This is a genomic window from Pseudomonas sp. JQ36, assembly GCF_053851495.1.
Genome location: NZ_CM132642.1, coordinates 317,001 through 338,277, shown reverse-complemented (window position 1 = coordinate 338,277; position 21,277 = coordinate 317,001). Strand labels below are relative to the sequence as shown.

Below are 21,277 nucleotides of genomic sequence, written 5' to 3'. Positions count from 1 at the left end.
CTTTATGATCGGAGCAGATCATGAATAACAACAACAACGACCAAAGCCTTACGCAGATTGAAACCCACGGGGTCGAACAGATCCCGGACCACGAACGCACCGCAGGCCCGACGGATTTGTTCCGGATGATCTTCGGTGGTTCCAATACCTTTGCCACCGCCGTGCTCGGCAGTTTCCCGGTGCTGTTCGGTCTGTCGTTTCAGGCCGGTGTCTGGGCGATTGTGCTGGGTGTGCTGCTCGGCTCGCTGATCCTCGCACCGATGGGCCTGTTCGGCCCGCTCAACGGCACCAACAATGCCGTGTCCTCCGGGGCGCATTTCGGCGTGCACGGGCGGATCGTCGGTTCGTTCCTGTCGCTGTTGACCGCCATCGCGTTTTTCTCGCTCTCGGTGTGGAGTTCGGGGGATGCGTTGATCGGTGGGGCGAAACGCCTGATCGGTCTGCCGGAAACCGACCTGACCCTGGGCCTGGCCTACGGTCTGTTCGCGATTCTGGTGCTGACCGTGTGCATCTACGGCTTCCGCTTTTTGCTGTGGGTGAACAAGATCGCGGTATGGAGTGCCAGCCTGTTGTTCCTGCTGGGCATCTTCGCCTTCGCCGGTCCTTTCGACGTCAACTACGCCGGCACGGTGAACCTCGGTCAACCGGGTTTCTGGGCGGCGTTCATCGGCGCGGCGCTGGTCGCGATGAGCAACCCGATTTCCTTCGGCGCGTTCCTCGGCGACTGGTCGCGCTACATCCCGCGTGACACCTCCAAACAGCGCATCATGGCCGCCGTGGTGCTGTCGCAGATCGCCACGTTCATCCCGTTCCTGTTCGGCCTGAGCACCGCGACCATCGTCGCGATTAAGGCGCCGGACTACATCGCGGCGAACAACTATGTGGGCGGTCTGCTGGCGGTATCGCCGAGCTGGTTCTTCCTGCCGGTGTGCTTGATTGCGGTGATCGGCGGCATGTCCACCGGCACCACCTCGCTGTATGGCACCGGGCTGGACATGTCCAGCGTGTTCCCACGGGTGCTGTCGCGGGTCAAGGCGACGCTGCTGATCGGCGTGCTGTCGATTGCCTTCATCTTCATCGGGCGCTTTGCGGCGAATCTGGTGCAGAGCGTGTCGACCTTCGCCGTGCTGATCATCACCTGCACCACCCCGTGGATGGTGATCATGATCATCGGCCTGCTGGTGCGTCGCGGCTTCTACTGCCCGGATGATCTGCAAGTGTTCACTCGCGGCGAACAGGGCGGACGCTACTGGTTCAACCACGGCTGGAACTGGCGTGGCCTGGGCGCATGGATCCCGAGCGCGGCGGTCGGCCTGTGCTTCGTCAACCTGCCGGGGCAATTCGTTGGCCCGCTGGGCGAGTTGGCCGGTGGTATCGACATCAGCCTGCCGGTAACCCTGGGCCTGGCGTCGGTGGTGTACCTCACGCTGCTGAGCCTGTTCCCGGAACCGCGGGAGGTGTTCGGGCCGCAGGATGCCCGGCGTGAAGCCGCAGTAAAACCCCAACTGCGTCAGGCCGCCTGACGCAAATCCCCTGTGGGAGCGGGCTTGCTCGCGAAGACGGCGGCACATCCAGCATTGATGTGACTGACCCAAAGCATTCGCGAGCAAGCCCGCTCCCACAAGGGCAAATCGAATTCCGCCTCACATAAAAAAGACAATCGGAGACACGCCATCATGGCTTTGGATTTATTCGTCGTCCTCATCTACGCCGCCGGCATGCTCTTGCTCGGCTACTTCGGCATGCGCAAGGCCAAGACCAACGAGGACTTTCTCGTGGCTGGTCGTAACCTCGGCCCAAGCCTGTACATGGGCACCATGGCCGCGACCGTATTGGGTGGCGCGTCCACCGTCGGCACCGTGCGCCTGGGCTACGTGCATGGCATCTCCGGTTTCTGGCTGTGTGCGGCGCTGGGTTGCGGCATCGTCGCGCTGAATCTGTTCCTCGCCAAACCGCTGCTGAAACTGAAGATCTACACCGTTACCCAGGTGCTGGAAAAACGCTATAACCCGATGGCCCGCTCGGCGAGCGCGGCGATCATGCTGGCCTACGCACTGATGATCGGCGTGACCTCGATCCTCGCCATCGGCACCGTGCTGCAAGTGCTGTTCGGCCTGCCGTTCTGGATCTCGGTATTACTCGGCGGTGGCGTGGTGGTGATCTACTCGGCGATCGGCGGCATGTGGTCGCTGACCCTGACCGACATCGTCCAGTTCATCATCAAGACCGTGGGCCTGATGTTCATCCTGTTGCCGATCTGCCTGTACCGCGTTGGCGGCTGGGACGAACTGGTGCTGAAGCTGCCGGCAGCGGCGTTCAACTTCACCACCATCGGCTGGGACACGATCATCACCTACTTCATGATCTACTTCTTCGGCATCCTGATCGGTCAGGACATCTGGCAACGGGTGTTCACCGTCAAGACCGCCAAAGTCGCCCAGTACGCCGGCAGCATCGCCGGTATCTACTGCATCCTTTACGGTCTGGCCTGCGCGCTGATCGGCATGGCCGCTCACGTACTGATCCCGGATCTGGACAACGTCAACAACGCCTTCGCCGCCATCGTCAAACTGTCGCTGCCGGACGGCATCCGTGGCCTGGTGATCGCTGCAGCACTGGCCGCGATGATGTCCACCGCCAGCGCCGGCCTGCTGGCTGCTGCCACCACCCTGACCGAAGACCTGCTGCCGAAACTGCGTGGCGGCAAACAGTCGAGCCTGGCGATCAACCGCCTGTTCACCTTGCTGACCGGTGTCGTGGTGCTGGGCATCGCGCTGGTGGTGAATGACGTGATCAGCGCCCTGACCCTGGCGTACAACCTGCTGGTCGGCGGCATGCTGATTCCGCTGATCGGTGCGATCTTCTGGAAACGCGCGACCACCGCCGGCGCCATCGCCAGCATGGGCCTGGGTTTCGCCACCGCGCTGCTGTTCATGTTCAAGGACGGTCTGGATGCGAACACGCCGATCTACTACAGCCTGGCGGTGGGTCTGGTGAGTTTTGTGGTGGTCAGCCTGGTCTCCCCTCGCCCGGCGACGGTGGCGAGCGCGATCTAAGCTCTGATGTAACGACTTGATGCTTTCTTCGACGGGTGTGGCGTCGGTTGCCACACCCGTTTTTTTCGTCTGGAGAAAATGGCATATGAAGATCGTTTCGCGCGATCAGTGGTTTGAAGTGCAGAACCTGAGCGACGGGATTCGGCTGATCCATGAGCCGTACATCCGCCCGTTCTACCGCTGCAATCTCTGGCACATTCAGGGCCGCGACAAGGATCTACTGCTCGACAGCGGTTCGGGACTGGTCAGCCTGCGCGAGCAGTTGCCGTGGCTCACCGAACGGCCGCTGGTGGCCGTTGCCAGTCATTGCCACTTCGACCACATTGCCGGGCATCACGAATTCGCCGAACGCCTGGTGCATCGCGCCGAGGCCGACATTCTCGCCGCGCCGGATGGAGAAAATGACCTGAGCCGGGCCTTCGTTGGCGACGACATGTTCGAGGCGCACCCGGACTGCCCGCTGTGCTACGCCGAATACCGGGTGAAGGCCGCGCCGGCCACCGGTTTTGTCGAGGATGGCGATGTGCTGGATCTGGGCAATCGCACCTTGCAGGTGCTGCACACGCCGGGGCATTCACCGGGCGGGATCAGCCTGTATGAAGCGGCGACCGAAACGTTGTTCAGCGGCGACATCATTTACGACGGGCCATTGATCGAGGACGCCTACCACTCCAATCTCCAGGATTACGCGGCCAGTCTGCGGCGTTTGCACGCGCTACCGATCCGCACCGTGCATGGCGGACATTTCGGCAGTTTTTCCGGCGGGCATTTACGTTCGATGATTGACGAATGGCTGCGCGGGCACGCTTGAGGCCTGCTGTAATCAGTCGAAACAACAACGAAAACCTCTGCCATGAGAAGAGCTGCCGTGCGTGCTGCGGTGCACCGATACATTCGGCGCCTGCTGGAATCCCGCGAATTCAACGACGACACCAGTCTGGTGCAGTTAGGGCTGGAGAAGGCGGATATCGAGGATCTGATCTTTCATCTGGAAGATGAATTCGGACTGACGGCGTTTACTGCCGAAGAGGATCACATGCTCAAGACCGCGAAGACCGCGAATGACCTGAGTCGATTTTTGTTAGAGATTGGACGGCATTGAGGGAGATTGCCTAATACATCCTTCAGGGTGAGCTCAAACCCTGTGGCGAGGGAGCTTGCTCCCGCTGGGCTGCAAAGCAGCCCCAACACCATTCAGCCCGGTTGTGCCAGACGGACCTTGTTCAGTGACGTTACGACTGCTGCGCAGCCGGGCGGGAGCAAGCTCCCTCGCCACCACAAGCGTCACTCACTTGTGAGTCGTGCTTACCGGCGACGTTGTTGACGCCGGCGCTGTTCATCATCGGTGCGGATCGGTACGGGTTGCAGAGGCGGTTCGATCAAGCCGAGGGCAACACCCAAATCGTGCAGCCAGTTCTGAATTTTCTCTTTCATCGTCATGCCCCCTTCAGGGTAGTGCTGAGCGGCCGGAATTCTGAGGCCGCTTCGCACTGATAATAGTCCGAAGTCCTACGCAATGCTCGGCCAAATCCGCAATGATCTGTTACTGAATTGAACAGAATTACCCTCGGTAGGTTCACGCCGTCTGCCGGGATTCATTCGCGGCCACGGGATAGAGCGCTTGCTGTTGTTCAATCCAGGCATTGAGGTTGGCCCCGACCATGCCCTTGCGCCACATGAGCCACGTTGTCGCACTGGCAAACGGCTCGGCCAACGGGTGCACTGCAACGCTTTCGCGCCCCGGCAGACTGGCCAGCATCGACTCCGACATCAATGCCACACCGCTGCCGGCAATCACGCAGGCAAGCATGCCCTGATAGGACTCGATCTCCATCGCCCGGCCCATCGCCGCCTGATAGTAAACGAACCACGCCTCCAGCCGCGCACGGTAGGCGCAACCGTGGCGGAAGGTGAACACTGCCCTGCCCTCGACGTCCTTGGCGCTGCGGATCGGCGGGTGATCGGCTTCGCTAATCAGCACCAGACGTTCGTCGCACAGCGGCACGCCGTCGATCCCCGCCAGTTGTGGCGGACCGTCCACCAGCGCCGCATCGAGACGCCCGGAGACCAGACCTTCGAGCAATTCGCCACTGGGCCCGGACTGCACTTGCAGGTTCACCGCCGGGTATTGCTTGTGATAGCGCGCCAGCAACGCCGGCAAATGGATCGCCGCCGTGCTGTACAACGTGCCGAGGACGAAATCCCCCGCCGGTTGCCCACCCATCACCGCCGCACTGGCCTGATCGCGCAAGGCGAACAGCTTGCCGGTGTAGTCCAGCAGGACTTTTCCTGCAGGCGACAACTGCAAACGCTGACGCTCGCGGACGAAAAGTTCGACGCCCAATTGCTCTTCCAGCTGTTTGAGCCGGGTCGACAGATTGGACGGCACCCGGTGCAGACGCTCGGCGGCGCGGGTGATCGAACCTTCCTCGGCCACTGCCTGGAAGATCCGCAATTGGCTGAACTCCACTACCTTTCTCCATAACAGAACAAGTTACTCACTATTATTCAATTTTAAAGAAAGTCAATCGCTTCTAGCCTGATGGTCATTGCTCCTTCAAAGGAATCCCGACCATGTCGCCCTTGATTCGTTTATCCGCCTGTTTCGTCGCCCTGATGATGGCCATGGGCATCGGGCGTTTCGCCCTCACCCCGCAACTGCCGCACCTGCTCAGCGAAGGCCAGGTCGACCTGACGGCCGCCGGTCTGATTGCTGCGGCCAACTACCTCGGCTACCTGTTGGGCGCAGTGGACGCGATGTTCGCTCACCGTCCACCGCAAGTGCAGCGCCGGTTGCACGGTGGCTTGTGGCTGTGTGTGCTGCTGACCCTGGCGTCGTTCTGGGCCAACGGGTTCTGGGGGCATTTGCTGCTGCGCTTCGGCACCGGGGTGGCGAGTGCCTGGGTGCTGGTGATGATCACCGCACTGAGTCAGCCTCTGGCGGCGGCGGCAGGTCGGCCACGGCTGGGGGCACTGGTATTTGCCGGTCCCGGACTGGGGATTTTTCTGACCGGGTTGCTGGCTCTGTTCTCACATTTGCTGAACCAGACTTCCGCCACGCTGTGGCTGATCTATGCCGCCGTGGCGCTGGTAATGTTGCTGGGGATCGTGCGGATCCTGCCGCAACCGGGCGTGCACACGCCGGTCGCCACGTTCAACGGCAGCCATTCGAATCGCGGTATCCCGCGACTGGCGGCGGTGTATGCGCTGTATGGCGTGGGTTACATCATCCCCGCCACATTTCTCTCGCAAATGGCCAACGCGCAGTTTCATGGGCAATGGCAGGCCGATCTGTTCTGGCCGTGTTTCGGTCTCGGCGCAGCGATTGGCGTGCTATTGGTGAGCCTGCGTCGCCACGATCCGAACACCACGCGGCACTGGCTGACCGCCACCCTTTGGTTGCAGGCGCTCGGGGTCTTCGCGTGTCTGTTGGGCAGCGCTTATGGCCTGGCGCTGGGGGTGGTGTTGTGTGGCATGCCGTTCCTGGCGTGCATGCAACTGGTGATGCAACGCTCGCGGGAACTGGCGCCGCACAGCACCCAGCGCAATGCCGGGCTGCTGACGGCGTGCTTTGCCGTCGGCCAGCTCAGCGGCCCGCTACTGGCGGCGCTGAGCAGCCATTTCAGCGGTGATCTGCAACCGGCGCTGATCATTGCCGGCAGCGGTCTGCTGATTGCCGGCGGGCTGGCGCTGCAATCGGTCAGTGCTGGCCGAGGGCTTTGCGCAAACGCCGACGCACCCACTGCTCAGCGCTGACAAAGGTGATGCCCAGCAACACCAGCACCGCGCCGATGACGAAGTTCACGCTCAATTCTTCACCGAGCAGTACCACGCCGAACGTGACGCCGAACAACGGGGTCATGAACGAAAACACCGCCAGATTGGCCGCCAGATAGCGGCGCAGCAGCCAGAACCAGGTCAGGTAACTGAAGAACGACACCACCAGGCCCTGAAACAACACGCTGGCCACCGCCACGGTGGTCAGGCTGACGTGAGTGATCTGACCGCTGAACAGTGCGATCAACAGCAGACCGACGAAGCCGACGATCAGCTGATAGAACAGGGTCAGCGTCACTGGCGCCTCTGACAGACGCGAGGCGCGCACCACCACGGTGGTCGCGCCCCAGCAGGCGCCGGCAATGACCCCGAACGCATCGCCCAGCAACATGCGGCGGTCGAGGTTGTCCCACGACACACCGCCGGCGAAGGCAATGGCGATACCGACGAAGGCGAGCAGAATCCCCAGCCATTGCAGGGGGCGCAGACGTTCACTGGTCAACAGAAAATGTACGCCGAGTGCGGTGAAAATCGGCGCGGTGTAGAGGAACACCGACATGTGCGCGGCGGTGGTCAGTTGCAGACCTTCGGCGATGAAGAAGAACTCCAGACCGAACAATGCGCCGGCCAGCAGTCCGCCGCGCCAGGTGTTGCCCACCTGATCCCAGCCGCCCTTCCAGCACAGCAGCAAGCCCACCAGCAACGCGGAAATCCCCGAGCGCCCGGCGGCCTGCATCACCGGCGCGATGTCGGGCGCGGCCCACTTGATCATCACTTGCTGCACGCCCCAGATCAGGCAGAGGCCGATCATCACCTGCAAGGCAAAACCGTCGGCATTGCGCCGCTCGACACTCACCGCAACACCTCGAACACACACAACATGGCAGCCATCCACTGGTCAAAAATCTGTGTCGGGGATTATCAATCAGTCGGACAGAAAAAACCGTCTGGAAAAGACATTTAGTTTGTCTGTTGCGGCAGCGGCGAATGGTTGTCGGCTGCGCCGCCATTCGCGAGCAAGCCCGCTCCCACAGTCGACCGCACTTCCCCTGTGGGAGCGGGCTTGCTCGCGAAGGCGTCGCTCCAGACAACAAAGATTACGGGGCTGACTTCAAAATCGCTTTGCCACCAAAAAGCCGACCGTACACGCCACAGCCGTGGCAAACGTCCCCCACGCCCAATCCATCAAACTCACCTGCACCGACCAGCCGCGCAACGTGGCCCAATTGGTCAGGTCATACGTGCCATACGCCACCAGCCCCAGCAGCGCGCCGATCTTTGCCGCACGTTGCCAGCTTTGCGCCGGCAAGACCACAAACAGCACACAGCCAAAAACATACAGGCAATAAAAAACCGCTGCCGGAACCAGCAGCGGTTTTTCGAGCATCAGCGAACCGAGCAGCTCGCGGTAGGTTGGCGCCATCAATACGCCGAGCCAAATGCCATCGAGCAACAGAAACGCCAGCAGCGTAGCAATATAAGCGATCAGCGCTTTCTTCATTTGCGAATCCTCATGTAGGAGCTGCCGCAGGCTGCGATCTGTTGATCTTCAAAGGGCAAAAGATCGCAGCCTGCGGCAGCTCCTACATGGGGCCGGCGTTCATTCAGGTTAGTTCAATGCGATCGGCATGAATGACGATCTTGCCTTCCTTGTACAGCGAACCAATGGCTTTCTTGAAGTTGCCCTTGCTGACACCGAACAGACTGCTGATCAACGCCGGATCGCTCTTGTCGCTGACGGCCAGCGAGCCATCGTTTTCGCGCAACTTGGCGAGGATCTTCGAGCTCAGGCTGCTCGCCGCTTCCTGACCCACCGGTTGCAAGCTGAGGCTGATCTTGCCGTCGGCGCGCACTTCCTTGATGAAGCCCTTCTCGCGCATGCCCGACCGCATGAACTTGAAAATTTCATTCTTGTGGATCAGGCCCCAGTGCTTGTTGTTGATGATCGCCTTGAAGCCCATGTCGGTGGCTTCGGCCACCAGCAGATCAACTTCCTGACCGGCGCTGTAGTTGGCCGGGGTCTTGTCGAGATAGCGATCCAGACGCGCGGTCGCGGTGATGCGGCGGGTGTGTTTGTCGAGGTAAACGTGCACCACGCAATATTCACCAGCGGTCATCTGCCGCTTCTCTTCTGAGTACGGCAGCAACAGATCTTTGGGCAGGCCCCAATCGAGGAACACACCAATGCTGTTGACTTCAACAACTTTCAGGCTGGCAAATTCGCCGACCTGGACTTTTGGTTTTTCAGTGGTAGCGATAAGTTTGTCATCGCTGTCCAGATAAATAAAAACGTTGAGCCAGTCTTCATCTTCGCTGGGAATATCTTTAGGGATATAACGGTTGGGCAAAAGAATTTCGCCGTCGGCACCGCCGTCCAGATATAAACCGAAGTTAGTGTGTTTGACCACTTGCAAACTGTTGTAACGCCCGACTAAAGCCATTTTCCAGAACCCTCATTGCGTGGGCGGCATTCTACCCGGTTTTACCGGTCTCGTTCGCTGGGTGAGCAGCCGGCCGAAGAAAATCTGCGGACACCTTGATTTTCCTGGGTTTGGCGCGGACGGCTCGCCATTCGTCAGACCAGCGCATAGCCTGCGGCGCCGTTTCACGGCGAATATTTCCGCTAATGACCAATAAATGTTCTTATTTAAAACAGTAGCTTAGAGGGATATTTCGGATAATTAATCGAGAATAATCCACCCACGCGCTCAGTTATTCCCGGGGATATTTATCAAGCAATTGTCAAGTTATTCCTGTACGATGCCTGGCCGAGTTACTTTTCTACAGGTTAATGGCCGCCATGCGTGTAAAAGCATCCACCAGCAAAGCAAAGCCAGCTCCAGCCGTTGAAACCAGCGAATCGATCAACGATCAGATCGCAGCGTTCCTCAAGTCCGGCGGCGAAATCCAGCAAATTGCCAAAGGCGTCAGCGGCCAGACGTTCGGTCCGTCCAAGCAGATCAGCCTGGGCAAGAAGTAACACCCGGTAATACACCCGTCCAGAGGCGCTTTGAGCTTCGAAGCGCCTGGACTGGCACCCGCGTTACCCCCTCATTCTGTTTAATCAAATCCTTTGAAAATCGACGAACGGCCATCATTGCCGAGCATTCGCCGGTATCCTTGCACGCGTCTGGATCAAGCGTTTCAGCAGGCCAAGCCCTGCCCTCGCTGTTCATGGAGTGACGCATGCTCAAACCAAATTCATGTTTATTGTTTGTAGGCTTTCTAGCCTGCTCATCCGTGCACGCGCAGATTTTCCAGCGCGAGCTTGGCGACTTCGACCTCAAACTCGGCACCACGCCCAGCCGCAGCATGGCTCAGGGACTGGTCAAGCCGTCAGCCGTCGGCTCGTTTCACGGCGGCCTCGATCTGAGCCACGACAGCGGTTTGTATGTCGGCCAGTACGCACCGAGCATGGGCCTGACCCCGGGCAAGAACCTCGAAATCGACTCCTACATCGGCTTTAAACAACCTTTCGATCAAACCCTCGGCTACGAAGTCGGGATGATCCACTACAGCTATCCCAAGGTGGATACCCTCGACAGCCAGGAGCTGTTCGGCGGCCTGACCCTGCTCGGCAGCCGCTTCGGTGTGGCCGTCAGCAACGACCCGGACAAACAGAACAACACGCTGTTCGCCGACCTGGGCGGCAATCAGCCGTTCGGCATCGGGATCAGCATGAAATACACCACCCACCAACTGAACACACCGGTGTCGGTGGACGGTGGTTATGTCAGCAGTTTTACCGACTGGTCGGTGAAATTTTCCCGGCCGTTCATGGGCGTCGACCTGGACCTGATCTACAGTAATTCCAACCTCAGCGGCAGCGAATGCTCGGCGTATTCGGGACACAACAGTCAGTGTGACGGGCTGGTGACGCTCAAGGCCGAGCGCGCATTCTATTGATCGGCTGAACTGCCGGGAGCTTCCTGCGTTCACATGAGAATCAGACGTCAGGCTCTCGCAAGGATTCGCCCATGTCTCGCTGGTTCAAGTACCTCGCCCCCCTGCTGATCTTCACCCTCGCCCTCGGCGCCTGCAGCCGCGTCGGCCTGGCCTATCGCAATCTCGACGTGATCATCCCGTGGACGCTTGGCGACTACCTGGACATGAACGGCGAGCAGAAGGACTGGTTCAACGAAAGGCTCAAGGAACACCTGAACTGGCACTGCACCACGCAGCTGCCGGGCTACCTCGACTGGCTGGATCGCTTGCAGGCAATGGTCGAAAGCAATCAAGTGACCGACGCTGCGCTGCAAGCACGAACCGAGGAAGCAAAAAAAGCCATTGCCGAAACCGCACGCCAGATCACACCGTCGGCCATCGAGCTGCTGCAAGGGCTGGACGACAAACAAGTCGCCGAGATGAACGATGCGTTCGCCAAGGATCTGCGCAAACGTGAAAAGGAATACGTCCAACCGCCACTGGCGCAGCAGATCGCCGAGCGCGGCGCGCACATGGACAAGCGCCTGACCGATTGGCTTGGCCCGTTGAGCGCCACTCAGGAACAACGGGTGATGGCCTGGTCGACCGCTCTGGGCGATCAGAACACTCAATGGATCGCCAACCGCGCGCACTGGCAGCAACAGTTCAGTAACGCCGTTGCCCAGCGTAAAAGTGCCGAATTCCCACAGCGAATCGAGACACTTCTGGTCAACCGCGAGCGTTTATGGACAGCGGATTACCAAAAGGCCTACGCCAACACCGAAGCACAGGCGCGCTCGCTGGCGGTGGATCTGATGGCCGAGAGTACGCCGCAGCAACGTCAGCGGTTGTTGAAAAAGATCGAAGGCGTACGTAAAGATTTCAACGACCTCAAATGCCTGAAGGCCGCGCAAAAACCTTAAGGCTATGCAAAAAACAATGTGGGAGCGGGCTTGCTCGCGAACGCGGTGTACCAGACACGTTAATAGTGAATGACACACCGCATTCGCGAGCAAGCCCACTCCCACAAAGGCTATCAGGCAATCTGCGCCTTGGAAGCCACCTCATCAAACGTCGCTTGATCCAGAGCATCTTCCTGCTCATCCAGCACCTGCCGCGGATGATCATTGCCGGGAATGCTGCTGTCGATCAGGCTCAGCAGACTTGATCCGCGTGGCGTCAGAATGAAATTGCTGCCGGTACTGCCCATATGATCAGGGCGCGGTTCAATAAATCCACGATCAAGCAACAAGCCTTCATACTCGCAGGCCACCGTTTTCAGGTGATCCAGATTCTCGATCGGCTCGCCCGCACTGGCTTTCTGCGCCGCATAGTCCTCGGCGTATTTTCTAGGCGCGAAACTTTCGCCTGCACTGTTCTGCACTTCATGCAGCAGGCGTTCAATCAAATCCCAGTTATAAGTCGTCATCCTGATTCAACCTCCGGTGCGCGTGATTTGGGGCGCTGTCATAGGTTGTGACCCGGACGCATCGCAGCCGTTCAGCTGCATTTTCCGCGGCGCCCGACCGACGGTCTGTCGAATTGCCCGAGGGTTAAACGACTAGTCTGACAAAGACGGTTTCAACCCCCCGCAGGAGAAATCATCATGAACGTCGAGAATCATCCGGTGGTATCGCGCGAAGAATGGCTCGCTGCGCGCAAACAACATCTGGCCGAAGAAAAGGCCTTTACCAAGGAACGCGACCGCCTCAGTGCCAAGCGCCGCGCCTTGCCCTGGGTCAAAGTCGACAAGGACTACCGATTTCAAGGCCCAAACGGCGAACTGAAACTGGCCGACCTGTTCGGCAAGCACAGCCAGTTGATCGTTTACCACTTCATGTTCGCCAAGGACTGGGAGGAAGGCTGTCAGGGCTGCTCGTTCCTGTCCGACCACATCGACGGCGCCAATCTGCACCTGGCGCATCACAACATCGCAATGGTCGCGGTCTCCCACGCCCCGTTTGAGCAGTTTCAGGCCTTCAAGCGGCGTATGGGCTGGAAATTCGACTGGGTGTCGTCAGACGGTTGCGATTTCAATTACGACTTTGGTGTTTGCGCCCGCGCTAAAGATGTGGCTGCAGGAAAGGCTACCTACAACTACGAAAAGACTGACAGCGCCGAGGAGGAAATGCCGGGGCTGAGTGTGTTTTATCGCAATGAATCCGGGGAAATCTTCCATACCTATTCAACGTATGCCCGTGGGCTGGATATGTTGGTAGGGGCCTACAACTATCTCGACCTAACGCCCAAGGGCCGCAATGAAGACGAGATCATGGAGTGGGTGCGGCACCACGACCGATATGAGAGAGAAACAAAATCCAGTTGCTGCCATGGCAGCTGATAAACCAGTGGGGGCAAGTCTTGCTGGCTCCCACAACTCTGAACTTTTTACGTCATCCAGCCCTCCACCGATTACCTGCCTTAACCGGAACGGAGGCCCGCCCCCATGAAAACCCTGCTCAAGCTCACCCTTGCCGCCACTCTCGCCTGCGCCCTGCCGGTCTGGGCCTGCACACCAGAAGAGGCCACCGCAAAACGTGAACAACTGGCCAAGGAAGTCTCCAGGCTCACTGAACAGAATCCGGCCAAGGCCAAGGAGATCAACGCCGAGTTGCAGAAAATGGATCTGGGCACGGCCAGTGCCGATCTGCCGGACAAGTGCCAGTTGATTGATCAGCGATTGAAGGAATTGGGCACGGCCGAGAAAAAAGCCGAGAGCTAAAAGCAGGATCAAAAGATCGCAGCCTGCGGCAGCTCCTACACCAGACCCTGTAAGAGCTGCCGAAGGCTGCGATCTTTTGATCTTAAAAATGCATTTGTGCATTTATTTTCTTGCATAAACGCATATCCAGACTAAGGTTACATCGAGCAAGGAGATCGGCACCGTTCATCGCAGATGAAAACCGTTACCCACCGATCGCTCGGCAATACCGCAACACAATCACAAGCTGGACGCTTGTTTTCATTCATGGAGGACTGAAAAAATGTTAACCACTCAAGCAACATCGTTCACCGGCGAGAGCCTGCCAAGGTGCCTCGTTGGTCACCTGCTCGACCCGCAACTGGTCGAGGTTGAAGCCACTGCGCAAACGGCGGCACTGGCCGCTGCCACCCTCAACTTCAGCATGCAGAAACAGACTCAGACCAACTGGTGCTGGGCCGCTGTTTCCGCTTCGGTCGGCAACTACTACGGCACCGGGTCATGGACTCAGTGCGGCGTCGCCAGCACCCAACTGGATCGCAATTGCTGCAATCAGCCGGGGCCGTGCAACGTTTATGGCTACCTGGATTCGGCCCTGCAAACCACCCGCAGTTACAACGGGATGAATCAGGGTTCACTGCAGATGTCGGCCATTCAGAACCAGATCAACATGGGCCGCCCGGTCGGCCTGCGTTGTGCCTGGTATGGCGGCGGTGCGCACTTCCTGGCGATCTACGGCACCAACGGCAATTACGTGCTGGTCGCCGACTCGATCTACGGCTACTCGACCCGCGCGCTGAACTCCTTCCCGGGTTCGTACAACGGCGGCGGCAACTGGACTCACACTTACTTCACCGCAAAAAACTAGGAGGGCGACATCATGCAACTGACTTATCCAAAGGCGCCTTCCAACGGCGTGCAGACTTTGCGTCCGGTGCTGCAAGCCGCGCTGCAAAACCAGGGCTTCGGCATCAACCGCCAGTTCGCCAACGCGACACCGGCCAAAGTCAGCCTCAGCGAAGCCTATCGCGGCTACGCGCTGACGCTGGACGATCTGAGCCAGGGCAAAGGCCTGAAGGACGCGCGCATCGGCGACTGGCATTACCTGGTATTTGCCGACGGCGTGAGCATTGCCGATGCGCAACTGGCCGAGGTACGTGGCCATGTCGAGTTCGCTTCGCTGAACCACGGCACCCGGGCCGCCGACACCGTGGGCGCGTTGAAACTGGCGGAACAGGCGGCGCAACTGCAGGGCAAGAGCGTTGAATTGCGCGTGCTGTTCGTCTCGGCACTGCACGTCGTGGCGATCTGGCTGCATGCTGACGGTGAAGATGTACTGATCCCGATCGAGCCAACGCCGAAAGAGCTCGGGGACTCGCGGCTGTACAGCGAAGCCGCGCTGCTCGCGCTGCTCAAACCGGCGGCCGATCGCGCCAGACAGCGCTTTGACGCGGACACCAGCGGACAGTTGGGGAACTGACAAACCCCGCGCATAAAAAAACCCGGACACTGTCCGGGTTTTTTATTGGCCATTTGTGACGACTTATTCAGCCGCAGGCTCGGCCGGCTTGCGACGCTTGAGCGGGGCCATGCCGTCGCTGCTCACCAGAGAATCCGGCTTCGGCCGGTTGGCGCTCTTGCGCTTGGTCGGGGTCTTGGCGGCGGTTTTCTTCTTGTCGCCCTTGGCGTCGGTCTTTTTCTTCTTCACGCCGACGGCTTTGCCCGAGGCCTTCACCTTTTTCGGCCCGCCGTAGGTGCCTTTGACTTCCTTGATGGTGCGGCGCTCGAAGCTCTGCTTCAGGTAGCGCTCGATGCTCGACATCAGGTTCCAGTCGCCGTGGCAGATCAGCGAGATCGCCAGACCGTCGTTGCCGGCGCGGCCGGTACGACCGATGCGGTGCACGTATTCGTCGCCGCTGCGTGGCATGTCGAAGTTGATCACCAGGTCCAGACCATCAACGTCCAGACCTCGGGCAGCCACGTCGGTGGCCACCAGGATCTTCACGCCACCCTGCTTCAGACGGTCGATCGCCAGTTTGCGATCCTTCTGGTCTTTCTCGCCGTGCAGCACGAACGCCTTGTATTCCTGAGCCACCAGGCGGCCGTAGATGCGGTCGGCCATGGCACGGGTGTTGGTGAAGACGATGGCCTTCTGGTAGGTCTCGTTGGCCAGCAGCCAGTTGACGATCTGTTCTTTATGCTGGTTGTGGTCGGCAGTGATGATCTGCTGACGGGTCGTCGAGTTCAGCTGGCTGACCGCGTTGAGCTGCAGGTGCTCAGGGTTGTTCAGCACCTTGGCGATCATCTCGCGCAGGCCGGAACCGCCGGTGGTGGCGGAGAACAGCATGGTCTGCTGACGGTTCGGGCATTCGTCGACCAGACGTTGCACGTCTTCGGCGAAACCCATGTCGAGCATGCGGTCGGCTTCGTCGAGCACCAGCACTTCGACTTCTTTCAAATCGAGGTTGCCGGCGTTGAGTTGCTCGATCATCCGGCCCGGCGTACCGATCAGGATGTCCGGCACCTTGCGCAGCATGGCGGCCTGGACCTTGAAGTCTTCGCCGCCGGTGATCAGGCCGGACTTGATGAAGGTGAACTGCGAGAAGCGTTCAACTTCTTTCAACGTTTGCTGGGCCAGTTCTCGGGTCGGCAGCAGGATCAGGGTCTTGATGCTGACGCGGATCTTCGCCGGGCCGATCAGGCGGTTGAGGATCGGCAGGACAAAAGCGGCGGTCTTGCCGCTACCGGTTTGCGCCGTCACCCGCAGGTCACGCCCCTGGAGCGCCAGCGGAATGGCCGCTGCTTGCACAGGCGTTGGCTCGACAAATTTCAGCTCGGCCACGGCTTTGAGCAGGCGTTCGTGCAGGGCGAATTGGGAAAACACGGGTGCTACCTCGAAGATATGCAAAAAAACAGCTGCATAGGTTACCGGTTTCGAGCGCTCAGGCCGAGTTTCTTTATACAAACGGGCGTAATCAGTGGCTTTTTTGTTGCTCGATTTGTCTCCAACGGTAATACACAGCGTCTTAAATGCTCTAATCGCCCATCGCGTCTTACAGAAGAATCGTTGCTCACATGGATTTCAAACAGCTCTGGCTCAACGCCCAAGACCTCTGGGGTGCCCTCGAACAGCACCCGTTCCTGCAATCCGGCCTGGCGCTGATGCTGCTATTGGTGATCGCGCTGGTCCTCGGACGAGTGGCGCGCTATCTCATCCTGCACGCCAGCCGCATGCTCGGTCGCCAGCCGGCCCTGCACTGGATCAACGACTTTCGCCACAACAAGGTGTTTCAGCGTCTGGCGCAGATGACGCCATCGCTGGTGATTCAGTTCGGCCTGCACCTGGTGCCGGAACTGAGCAAAACCGCGATGACCTTTCTCGGCAACGTGGCGCTTTCGTTCACCATCCTGTTCCTGCTGCTGTCGGTCAGTGCCCTGCTCAATGCGCTGCTCGATATCTACGCCCGCACCGAACACGCCCGCACCCGCTCGATCAAGGGCTACGTACAGCTGGCGAAGATGGTTTTGTACGTGTTTGGCGCGATCATCATCGTCGCCACCCTGATCGACCGTTCGCCGCTGTTGCTGCTGTCCGGTCTGGGTGCGATGTCGGCGGTGATTCTGTTGGTCTACAAGGACACCTTGCTGTCGTTCGTCGCCAGTGTGCAACTGACCAGCAACGACATGCTGCGGGTCGGCGACTGGATCGAAATGCCGCAGGTCGGCGCCGATGGCGACGTGGTCGACATCACTTTGCACACGGTCAAGGTGCAGAACTTCGATAAAACCATCGTCTCGATCCCGACCTGGCGCCTGATGTCGGAGTCGTTCCGCAACTGGCGGGGCATGCAGCAATCCGGCGGACGGCGGATCAAGCGCAGCCTGTTCATCGACGCCAGCGGTGTGCGCTTCATCCGCGACGACGAAGAAGAAAAGCTCTCCCAGGTACACCTGCTGACCGGCTACATGGGCCGCAAGAAAGCCGAACTCAAGGCATGGAATGAGGCGCAGGGCAACGTCGCCGCGATGTCAGCCAACCGCCGGCGCATGACCAATATCGGCACCTTCCGCGCTTATGCGCTGGCGTATCTGAAGAGTCACCCGGAGGTGCAGCCGAACATGACTTGCATGGTGCGGCAGATGCAGACCACAGCCCAAGGCATTCCGCTGGAAATCTACTGCTTCACGACCACCACGGTGTGGGCCGACTACGAGCGGATTCAGGGAGATATTTTCGACTATCTGCTGGCAGTGCTGCCGGAGTTTGGCTTGAGCCTGTATCAGCAGCCGAGTGGCGGGGATTTGCGTACCGGGTTGCTGCCGGCGGTGCTGGGTTCGGCGAGCATTCCCGAACCACAGAAACACCTCCTGTAACCCCACAGATCAAAACTGTGGGAGCGGGCTTGCTCGCGAAGGCGTCAGGTCAGTCAACATAATCGTTGAATGACGCCCCGCTTTCGCGAGCAAGCTCGCTCCCACAGGGGTTATGCGGTGGCTTGGGATTTGCGGATGCCCAGTCGGCTGATCCATACGGCCGCTAGGATCACACTCCCGCCAAGCAACAGCCTGCCAAGTTCCTCATGCTGATTCCAGATCAGCAGGTTCAGCAGCAAGCCCACCGGCACATGCAAGTTGTTCATCACCGCCAGCGTGCCGCCGTTGACCATGCATGCGCCTTTGTTCCACCAGTACAGGCCCAAGGCGGTCGAGACCAGTCCCAGGAACAGCAACACGCCCCATTGCAGCGGTGCTTCGGGCAGGAAGTTGGCTTTGCCGAACAGCAGAAACGCCGGCAATACCACCGCCAGTGCCCCGAGGTAGAAGAAGCCGAAACGCCGGTAATGCGGCAGATCACTCGGGTGTTTCGCCACCAGGTGCTTGTACAACACCTGGCCTGCGGCGTAGGTGAAGTTGGCCAGTTGCAGCAGCAGGAACCCCATGAAGAAGTCCGGGTTGATCCGGTCAAAACGAATCACTGCCGCCCCGCCCACCGCGACCAGCGCCGCAATCAGCGCCCATGGATTGAAGCGGCGGTTCAACGCATCTTCGATCAACGTCACGTGCAGCGGCGTGAGGATGGTGAACAGCAGCACTTCCGGCACCGTCAACACACGAAAGCTCAGGTACAGACAGACGTAGGTGATGCCGAACTGCAACGCGCCGATCAGCAGCATGCCGCGCATGAACGCCGGTTCCACCGAGCGCCAGCGGGTCAGCGGGATGAACACCAGCCCGGCCAGCACCACGCGCACCAGTACCGCGAAGTAGCTGTCGACGTGCCCGGCGAGGTATTCGCCGATCAGACTGAAGGAAAACGCCTGGATCAGCGTGACAAAAAGTAGATAGCCCATGCTCGCCTCTGTTTCGAATGGCGGCGACGATAGCGGTTTTTGCGCCAGACCGCGAACCTCAGGCAACACTGAACCCTGTGGGAGCGAGCTTGCTCGCGAAGGCATCGTGTCAGTCGACGAATATTTGCCTGACACACCGCCTTCGCGAGCAAGCCCGCTCCCACAGGGGTTACACGTTGCTCAGATAATCCCGGGCAAAAAAAAGCCCGATCTCGCTAAAGCGTTCAATCGGGCTACAGCACTCAGGAGCAACAAGTGCAAAGGGAGGTTCGATGCGCGTAGAGCCTTGAAGGGGTTGCGCCAGGTCACTTAAACAAGCGGCGATTATCTGGCGATTAACATATCAAGCGACCTGGGACAGTTTGGCGTTGGCCTGATTCAGGCCCTTCTCCTGGAAGTCGCCACCCAGGTTCATGCCTTCGGCGTGAATGAACGTCACGTCGTGGATGCCGATGAAGCCCATGACCTGACGCAGGTACGGTTCCTGGTGGTCGGCCGGGCCGCCGGCGTAAATGCCGCCGCGAGCGGTGAGCACGTAGGCACGTTTGCCGCTGAGCAGGCCTTGCGGGCCGGTTTCGGTGTACTTGAAGGTCACGCCGGCACGCAGCACGTGGTCGAGCCAGGCCTTGAGGGTGCTGGGGATCGCGAAGTTGTACATCGGCGCAGCCATCACCAGCACGTCGGCGGCGAGCAGCTCATCGGTCAACTCGTTGGAGCGCTCCAGCGACGATTGTTCGCTGGCATTGCGCTGTTCGGCAGGCTTCATCCAGCCGCCCAACAGGTTGGCGTCCAGGTGGGGTACCGGGTTCACGGCGAGGTCACGCACGGTGATCTGATCGTTGGGATGCGCCGCTTTCCACTGACCGATGAAGGTCTGGGTCAGTTGACGGGAAACCGAGTCTTGCTGGCGGGCGCTGCTTTCGATGATCAGAACGCGGGACATGGTTGTAGTCTCCATCCGAGAATGTTGTAGGTCGATGGAGTGAAGGTTAAACAGAGCCGCTTCGATGAAAAAGCGCAAATAATTGCTGCAAAGCATCGAATAATTCGTTTAGATGCTGACACGTACCCTTGTAGGAGTGAGCCTGCTCGCGATAGCGGTGTGTCAATCGACGCATTCTCTGACTGATACACCGCTATCGCGAGCAGGCTCACTCCTACAAGGGATCGACCGTTATTTCGGGGTGCAGGTCAGTTTGATGCGCAGTTTGATGATCTCGCGGGTGAACTTGGCCGTGGCGTTTTTATGTTTGCCGGCCGGCACATCGATCGTTCGGGTGCGTGGTGCTTCCGGGCCATTGCTGAACACTGCTTTGCACGTCGCATCGACATCACCGTAGTTGGCCACACGGATGGACCCGATGTCATTGTCAGTGTCGTAGGTCTCATAGTCGATCTTGAGATCATTGAGATCCTTCTGCACATCGATCGGGTACGCAAACGCCGTCAGCGGCAGCAGCGCCAGCAACACACAACAGAATTTTTTCATTCGCCAGTCTCCATGGGGGACGGCCAGCTTAGGACAAGAGGAGCTATTGATGAAAGCGCCCCGCGTGACCCTTGATCAATGGCGAACGTTGCAGGCCGTGGTCGACCACGGCGGATTCGCCCAGGCCGCCGAGGCACTGCACCGTTCGCAATCGTCGGTGAGTTACACCGTCGCCCGCATGCAGGACCAGCTCGGCGTGCCATTGCTGCGCATCGACGGGCGCAAAGCGGTACTTACCGAAGCCGGCGGCGTGCTGCTACGCCGCTCGCGACAACTGGTGAAACAGGCCAGTCAACTGGAAGACCTCGCCCATCACATGGAACAGGGCTGGGAGGCCGAAGTGCGGCTGGTGGTCGATGCGGCCTACCCGAGTGCACGCATCGTCCGCGCGCTGACCGCATTCATGCCGCAGAGTCGCGGCTGCCGCGTGCGGCTGCGCGAAGAGGTGCTGTCGGGAGTTGAAGAGGTATTGCTCGAAGGCGTCGCCGATCTGGCGATCACCGGTCTGAGCATTCCCGGCTACCTCGGTGCGGAATTGAGTGATGTCGAGTTTGTCGCGGTTGCCCACCCGGATCACGCGCTGCATCGGCTCAATCGCGAGCTGAGCTTCCAGGATCTGGAAACCCAGATGCAGGTGGTGATTCGCGACTCCGGTCGCCAGCAACCACGGGACGTCGGCTGGCTCGGTGCCGAACAGCGCTGGACCGTCGGCAGCCTCGCCACCGCCGCCACATTCGTCAGCAGCGGCCTGGGTTTCGCCTGGCTGCCACGGCACATGATCGAACGGGAATTGAAGGAAGGCACGCTCAAGCTGCTACCGTTGGATCAGGGCGGCAGCCGCAACCCGAGCTTCTATCTGTACTCGAACAAGGACAAACCGCTGGGCCCGGCGACACAAATCCTCATCGAACTGCTGCGTACCTTCGACACCTTGCCGCTGGACGCACCGTTCGCCGCCCCTGAGCAAGCCTGACACGGA

Annotated in this window: 24 protein-coding genes; 14 read left to right on the top strand and 10 right to left on the bottom strand. The window is 59.6% G+C overall.

All coding sequences use genetic code 11. From position 1 onward, the window contains the following. Positions 1 to 20 precede the first annotated feature (20 nt). The 4 genes from ACS4NR_RS01735 to ACS4NR_RS01720 all read left to right on the top strand — a co-directional run bounded on the left by ACS4NR_RS01735 (position 21) and on the right by ACS4NR_RS01720 (position 4,158). Positions 21 to 1,523, top strand: coding sequence for a purine-cytosine permease family protein (locus tag ACS4NR_RS01735; RefSeq protein WP_456018945.1), 1,503 nt, complete (start codon positions 21 to 23; stop codon positions 1,521 to 1,523). A 153-nt stretch (positions 1,524 to 1,676) separates the two neighbouring features. Further along, positions 1,677 to 3,056 carry a sodium:solute symporter gene (locus tag ACS4NR_RS01730; protein ID WP_456018944.1) on the top strand — a complete coding sequence of 460 codons (1,380 nt, stop codon included), beginning with the start codon at positions 1,677 to 1,679 and terminating at the stop codon, positions 3,054 to 3,056. A gap of 85 nt (positions 3,057 to 3,141) precedes the next feature. Next, complete coding sequence (locus ACS4NR_RS01725) at positions 3,142 to 3,867, top strand: MBL fold metallo-hydrolase (protein ID WP_456018943.1); 726 nt, start codon at positions 3,142 to 3,144, stop codon at positions 3,865 to 3,867. Positions 3,868 to 3,909: 42 nt separating this feature from the next. After that, on the top strand, positions 3,910 to 4,158 hold the full coding sequence (locus tag ACS4NR_RS01720; protein ID WP_095138598.1) for a phosphopantetheine-containing protein: 249 nt from the start codon (positions 3,910 to 3,912) through the stop codon (positions 4,156 to 4,158). A gap of 203 nt (positions 4,159 to 4,361) precedes the next feature. Here ACS4NR_RS01720 and ACS4NR_RS01715 read toward each other — a convergent pair whose 3' ends face one another. Then, positions 4,362 to 4,490: a PA1414 family protein gene (locus ACS4NR_RS01715; RefSeq protein ID WP_007914492.1), complete on the bottom strand. Its 129-nt coding sequence runs from the start codon at positions 4,488 to 4,490 to the stop codon at positions 4,362 to 4,364. Between the two features lie 142 nt (positions 4,491 to 4,632). Further along, on the bottom strand, positions 4,633 to 5,526 hold the full coding sequence (ptrR, locus tag ACS4NR_RS01710; protein ID WP_166497055.1) for a putrescine utilization regulator PtrR: 894 nt from the start codon (positions 5,524 to 5,526) through the stop codon (positions 4,633 to 4,635). A gap of 104 nt (positions 5,527 to 5,630) precedes the next feature. Between ptrR and ACS4NR_RS01705 the strand changes: the two genes are divergently transcribed. Then, positions 5,631 to 6,812, top strand: coding sequence for an MFS transporter (locus ACS4NR_RS01705; protein ID WP_456018942.1), 1,182 nt, complete (start codon positions 5,631 to 5,633; stop codon positions 6,810 to 6,812). On the opposite strand, the gene ACS4NR_RS01700 is transcribed toward ACS4NR_RS01705, so the two are convergent. The 3 genes from ACS4NR_RS01700 to ACS4NR_RS01690 all read right to left on the bottom strand — a co-directional run bounded on the left by ACS4NR_RS01700 (position 6,757) and on the right by ACS4NR_RS01690 (position 9,274). Continuing rightward, positions 6,757 to 7,689, bottom strand: coding sequence for a DMT family transporter (locus tag ACS4NR_RS01700; protein WP_456018941.1), 933 nt, complete (start codon positions 7,687 to 7,689; stop codon positions 6,757 to 6,759). The two genes, ACS4NR_RS01705 and ACS4NR_RS01700, sit on opposite strands and share 56 nt — an antisense overlap. A gap of 255 nt (positions 7,690 to 7,944) precedes the next feature. Further along, positions 7,945 to 8,334 carry a DUF2177 family protein gene (locus tag ACS4NR_RS01695; protein WP_456018940.1) on the bottom strand — a complete coding sequence of 130 codons (390 nt, stop codon included), beginning with the start codon at positions 8,332 to 8,334 and terminating at the stop codon, positions 7,945 to 7,947. 103 nt (positions 8,335 to 8,437) lie between these two features. Then, entirely contained in the window at positions 8,438 to 9,274 is an 837-nt protein-coding gene (locus tag ACS4NR_RS01690; RefSeq protein ID WP_253150301.1) for a CvfB family protein, read from the bottom strand. Between the two features lie 350 nt (positions 9,275 to 9,624). Between ACS4NR_RS01690 and ACS4NR_RS01685 the strand changes: the two genes are divergently transcribed. From ACS4NR_RS01685 to ACS4NR_RS01675, 3 genes are all read left to right on the top strand, one after another. Continuing rightward, positions 9,625 to 9,813, top strand: coding sequence for a hypothetical protein (locus ACS4NR_RS01685; RefSeq protein WP_016985943.1), 189 nt, complete (start codon positions 9,625 to 9,627; stop codon positions 9,811 to 9,813). Positions 9,814 to 10,019: 206 nt separating this feature from the next. Next, entirely contained in the window at positions 10,020 to 10,739 is a 720-nt protein-coding gene (locus ACS4NR_RS01680) for a TorF family putative porin (protein ID WP_204895695.1), read from the top strand. Positions 10,740 to 10,810: 71 nt separating this feature from the next. Then, positions 10,811 to 11,680 (top strand): DUF6279 family lipoprotein, encoded by an 870-nt coding sequence (locus ACS4NR_RS01675; RefSeq protein ID WP_456018939.1) that lies wholly within the window; start codon positions 10,811 to 10,813, stop codon positions 11,678 to 11,680. Positions 11,681 to 11,793: 113 nt separating this feature from the next. Here the strand turns inward: ACS4NR_RS01675 and ACS4NR_RS01670 are convergent, their stop codons facing one another. Then, positions 11,794 to 12,186 carry a transcriptional regulator gene (locus tag ACS4NR_RS01670; protein WP_095138590.1) on the bottom strand — a complete coding sequence of 131 codons (393 nt, stop codon included), beginning with the start codon at positions 12,184 to 12,186 and terminating at the stop codon, positions 11,794 to 11,796. 177 nt (positions 12,187 to 12,363) lie between these two features. On the opposite strand from ACS4NR_RS01670, the gene ACS4NR_RS01665 reads away from it, so the two are divergent. From ACS4NR_RS01665 to ACS4NR_RS01650, 4 genes are all read left to right on the top strand, one after another. Next, entirely contained in the window at positions 12,364 to 13,098 is a 735-nt protein-coding gene (locus ACS4NR_RS01665; protein WP_456018938.1) for a DUF899 domain-containing protein, read from the top strand. Between the two features lie 105 nt (positions 13,099 to 13,203). Further along, positions 13,204 to 13,479 (top strand): hypothetical protein, encoded by a 276-nt coding sequence (locus tag ACS4NR_RS01660; protein WP_095138588.1) that lies wholly within the window; start codon positions 13,204 to 13,206, stop codon positions 13,477 to 13,479. 262 nt (positions 13,480 to 13,741) lie between these two features. Beyond that, a complete protein-coding gene (locus tag ACS4NR_RS01655) occupies positions 13,742 to 14,326 on the top strand; it encodes a papain-like cysteine protease family protein (protein WP_456018937.1) in 585 nt (194 codons plus the stop codon). A gap of 12 nt (positions 14,327 to 14,338) precedes the next feature. Next, a complete protein-coding gene (locus tag ACS4NR_RS01650; RefSeq protein WP_443533269.1) occupies positions 14,339 to 14,938 on the top strand; it encodes a hypothetical protein in 600 nt (199 codons plus the stop codon). Between the two features lie 63 nt (positions 14,939 to 15,001). On the opposite strand, the gene ACS4NR_RS01645 is transcribed toward ACS4NR_RS01650, so the two are convergent. Then, positions 15,002 to 16,342, bottom strand: a complete 1,341-nt coding sequence (locus tag ACS4NR_RS01645) for a DEAD/DEAH box helicase (RefSeq protein WP_041070247.1) — start codon at positions 16,340 to 16,342, stop codon at positions 15,002 to 15,004. Between the two features lie 191 nt (positions 16,343 to 16,533). On the opposite strand from ACS4NR_RS01645, the gene ACS4NR_RS01640 reads away from it, so the two are divergent. Continuing rightward, a complete protein-coding gene (locus ACS4NR_RS01640) occupies positions 16,534 to 17,832 on the top strand; it encodes a mechanosensitive ion channel family protein (RefSeq protein ID WP_456018936.1) in 1,299 nt (432 codons plus the stop codon). A gap of 110 nt (positions 17,833 to 17,942) precedes the next feature. Here ACS4NR_RS01640 and ACS4NR_RS01635 read toward each other — a convergent pair whose 3' ends face one another. From ACS4NR_RS01635 to ACS4NR_RS01625, 3 genes are all read right to left on the bottom strand, one after another. Continuing rightward, positions 17,943 to 18,809, bottom strand: a complete 867-nt coding sequence (locus tag ACS4NR_RS01635) for a carboxylate/amino acid/amine transporter (RefSeq protein ID WP_456018935.1) — start codon at positions 18,807 to 18,809, stop codon at positions 17,943 to 17,945. A gap of 343 nt (positions 18,810 to 19,152) precedes the next feature. Beyond that, a complete protein-coding gene (locus tag ACS4NR_RS01630; protein ID WP_096796629.1) occupies positions 19,153 to 19,752 on the bottom strand; it encodes an FMN-dependent NADH-azoreductase in 600 nt (199 codons plus the stop codon). Positions 19,753 to 19,983: 231 nt separating this feature from the next. After that, a complete protein-coding gene (locus ACS4NR_RS01625; protein ID WP_456018934.1) occupies positions 19,984 to 20,298 on the bottom strand; it encodes a 3-phosphoglycerate kinase in 315 nt (104 codons plus the stop codon). Between the two features lie 49 nt (positions 20,299 to 20,347). On the opposite strand from ACS4NR_RS01625, the gene ACS4NR_RS01620 reads away from it, so the two are divergent. Next, positions 20,348 to 21,271, top strand: a complete 924-nt coding sequence (locus tag ACS4NR_RS01620) for a LysR family transcriptional regulator (protein WP_025110609.1) — start codon at positions 20,348 to 20,350, stop codon at positions 21,269 to 21,271. Positions 21,272 to 21,277: the final 6 nt, after the last annotated feature.

What these genes read in the sequence shown, in the direction of transcription:
- ACS4NR_RS01640 (WP_456018936.1), top strand. Translation starts at nt 16,534, where the DNA reads ATGGATTTCAAACAGCTCTGGCTCAACGCCCAAGACCTCTGGGGTGCC.
- ACS4NR_RS01705 (WP_456018942.1), top strand. Translation starts at nt 5,631, where the DNA reads ATGTCGCCCTTGATTCGTTTATCCGCCTGTTTCGTCGCCCTGATGATG.
- ACS4NR_RS01690 (WP_253150301.1), bottom strand. Translation starts at nt 9,274, where the DNA reads ATGGCTTTAGTCGGGCGTTACAACAGTTTGCAAGTGGTCAAACACACT.
- ACS4NR_RS01635 (WP_456018935.1), bottom strand. Translation starts at nt 18,809, where the DNA reads ATGGGCTATCTACTTTTTGTCACGCTGATCCAGGCGTTTTCCTTCAGT.
- ACS4NR_RS01660 (WP_095138588.1), top strand. Translation starts at nt 13,204, where the DNA reads ATGAAAACCCTGCTCAAGCTCACCCTTGCCGCCACTCTCGCCTGCGCC.
- ACS4NR_RS01625 (WP_456018934.1), bottom strand. Translation starts at nt 20,298, where the DNA reads ATGAAAAAATTCTGTTGTGTGTTGCTGGCGCTGCTGCCGCTGACGGCG.
- ACS4NR_RS01725 (WP_456018943.1), top strand. Translation starts at nt 3,142, where the DNA reads ATGAAGATCGTTTCGCGCGATCAGTGGTTTGAAGTGCAGAACCTGAGC.
- ACS4NR_RS01650 (WP_443533269.1), top strand. Translation starts at nt 14,339, where the DNA reads ATGCAACTGACTTATCCAAAGGCGCCTTCCAACGGCGTGCAGACTTTG.
- ACS4NR_RS01620 (WP_025110609.1), top strand. Translation starts at nt 20,348, where the DNA reads ATGAAAGCGCCCCGCGTGACCCTTGATCAATGGCGAACGTTGCAGGCC.
- ACS4NR_RS01680 (WP_204895695.1), top strand. Translation starts at nt 10,020, where the DNA reads ATGCTCAAACCAAATTCATGTTTATTGTTTGTAGGCTTTCTAGCCTGC.
- ACS4NR_RS01655 (WP_456018937.1), top strand. Translation starts at nt 13,742, where the DNA reads ATGTTAACCACTCAAGCAACATCGTTCACCGGCGAGAGCCTGCCAAGG.
- ACS4NR_RS01685 (WP_016985943.1), top strand. Translation starts at nt 9,625, where the DNA reads ATGGCCGCCATGCGTGTAAAAGCATCCACCAGCAAAGCAAAGCCAGCT.
- ACS4NR_RS01670 (WP_095138590.1), bottom strand. Translation starts at nt 12,186, where the DNA reads ATGACGACTTATAACTGGGATTTGATTGAACGCCTGCTGCATGAAGTG.
- ACS4NR_RS01715 (WP_007914492.1), bottom strand. Translation starts at nt 4,490, where the DNA reads ATGAAAGAGAAAATTCAGAACTGGCTGCACGATTTGGGTGTTGCCCTC.
- ACS4NR_RS01675 (WP_456018939.1), top strand. Translation starts at nt 10,811, where the DNA reads ATGTCTCGCTGGTTCAAGTACCTCGCCCCCCTGCTGATCTTCACCCTC.
- ACS4NR_RS01720 (WP_095138598.1), top strand. Translation starts at nt 3,910, where the DNA reads ATGAGAAGAGCTGCCGTGCGTGCTGCGGTGCACCGATACATTCGGCGC.
- ACS4NR_RS01735 (WP_456018945.1), top strand. Translation starts at nt 21, where the DNA reads ATGAATAACAACAACAACGACCAAAGCCTTACGCAGATTGAAACCCAC.
- ACS4NR_RS01730 (WP_456018944.1), top strand. Translation starts at nt 1,677, where the DNA reads ATGGCTTTGGATTTATTCGTCGTCCTCATCTACGCCGCCGGCATGCTC.
- ACS4NR_RS01695 (WP_456018940.1), bottom strand. Translation starts at nt 8,334, where the DNA reads ATGAAGAAAGCGCTGATCGCTTATATTGCTACGCTGCTGGCGTTTCTG.
- ACS4NR_RS01665 (WP_456018938.1), top strand. Translation starts at nt 12,364, where the DNA reads ATGAACGTCGAGAATCATCCGGTGGTATCGCGCGAAGAATGGCTCGCT.
- ACS4NR_RS01630 (WP_096796629.1), bottom strand. Translation starts at nt 19,752, where the DNA reads ATGTCCCGCGTTCTGATCATCGAAAGCAGCGCCCGCCAGCAAGACTCG.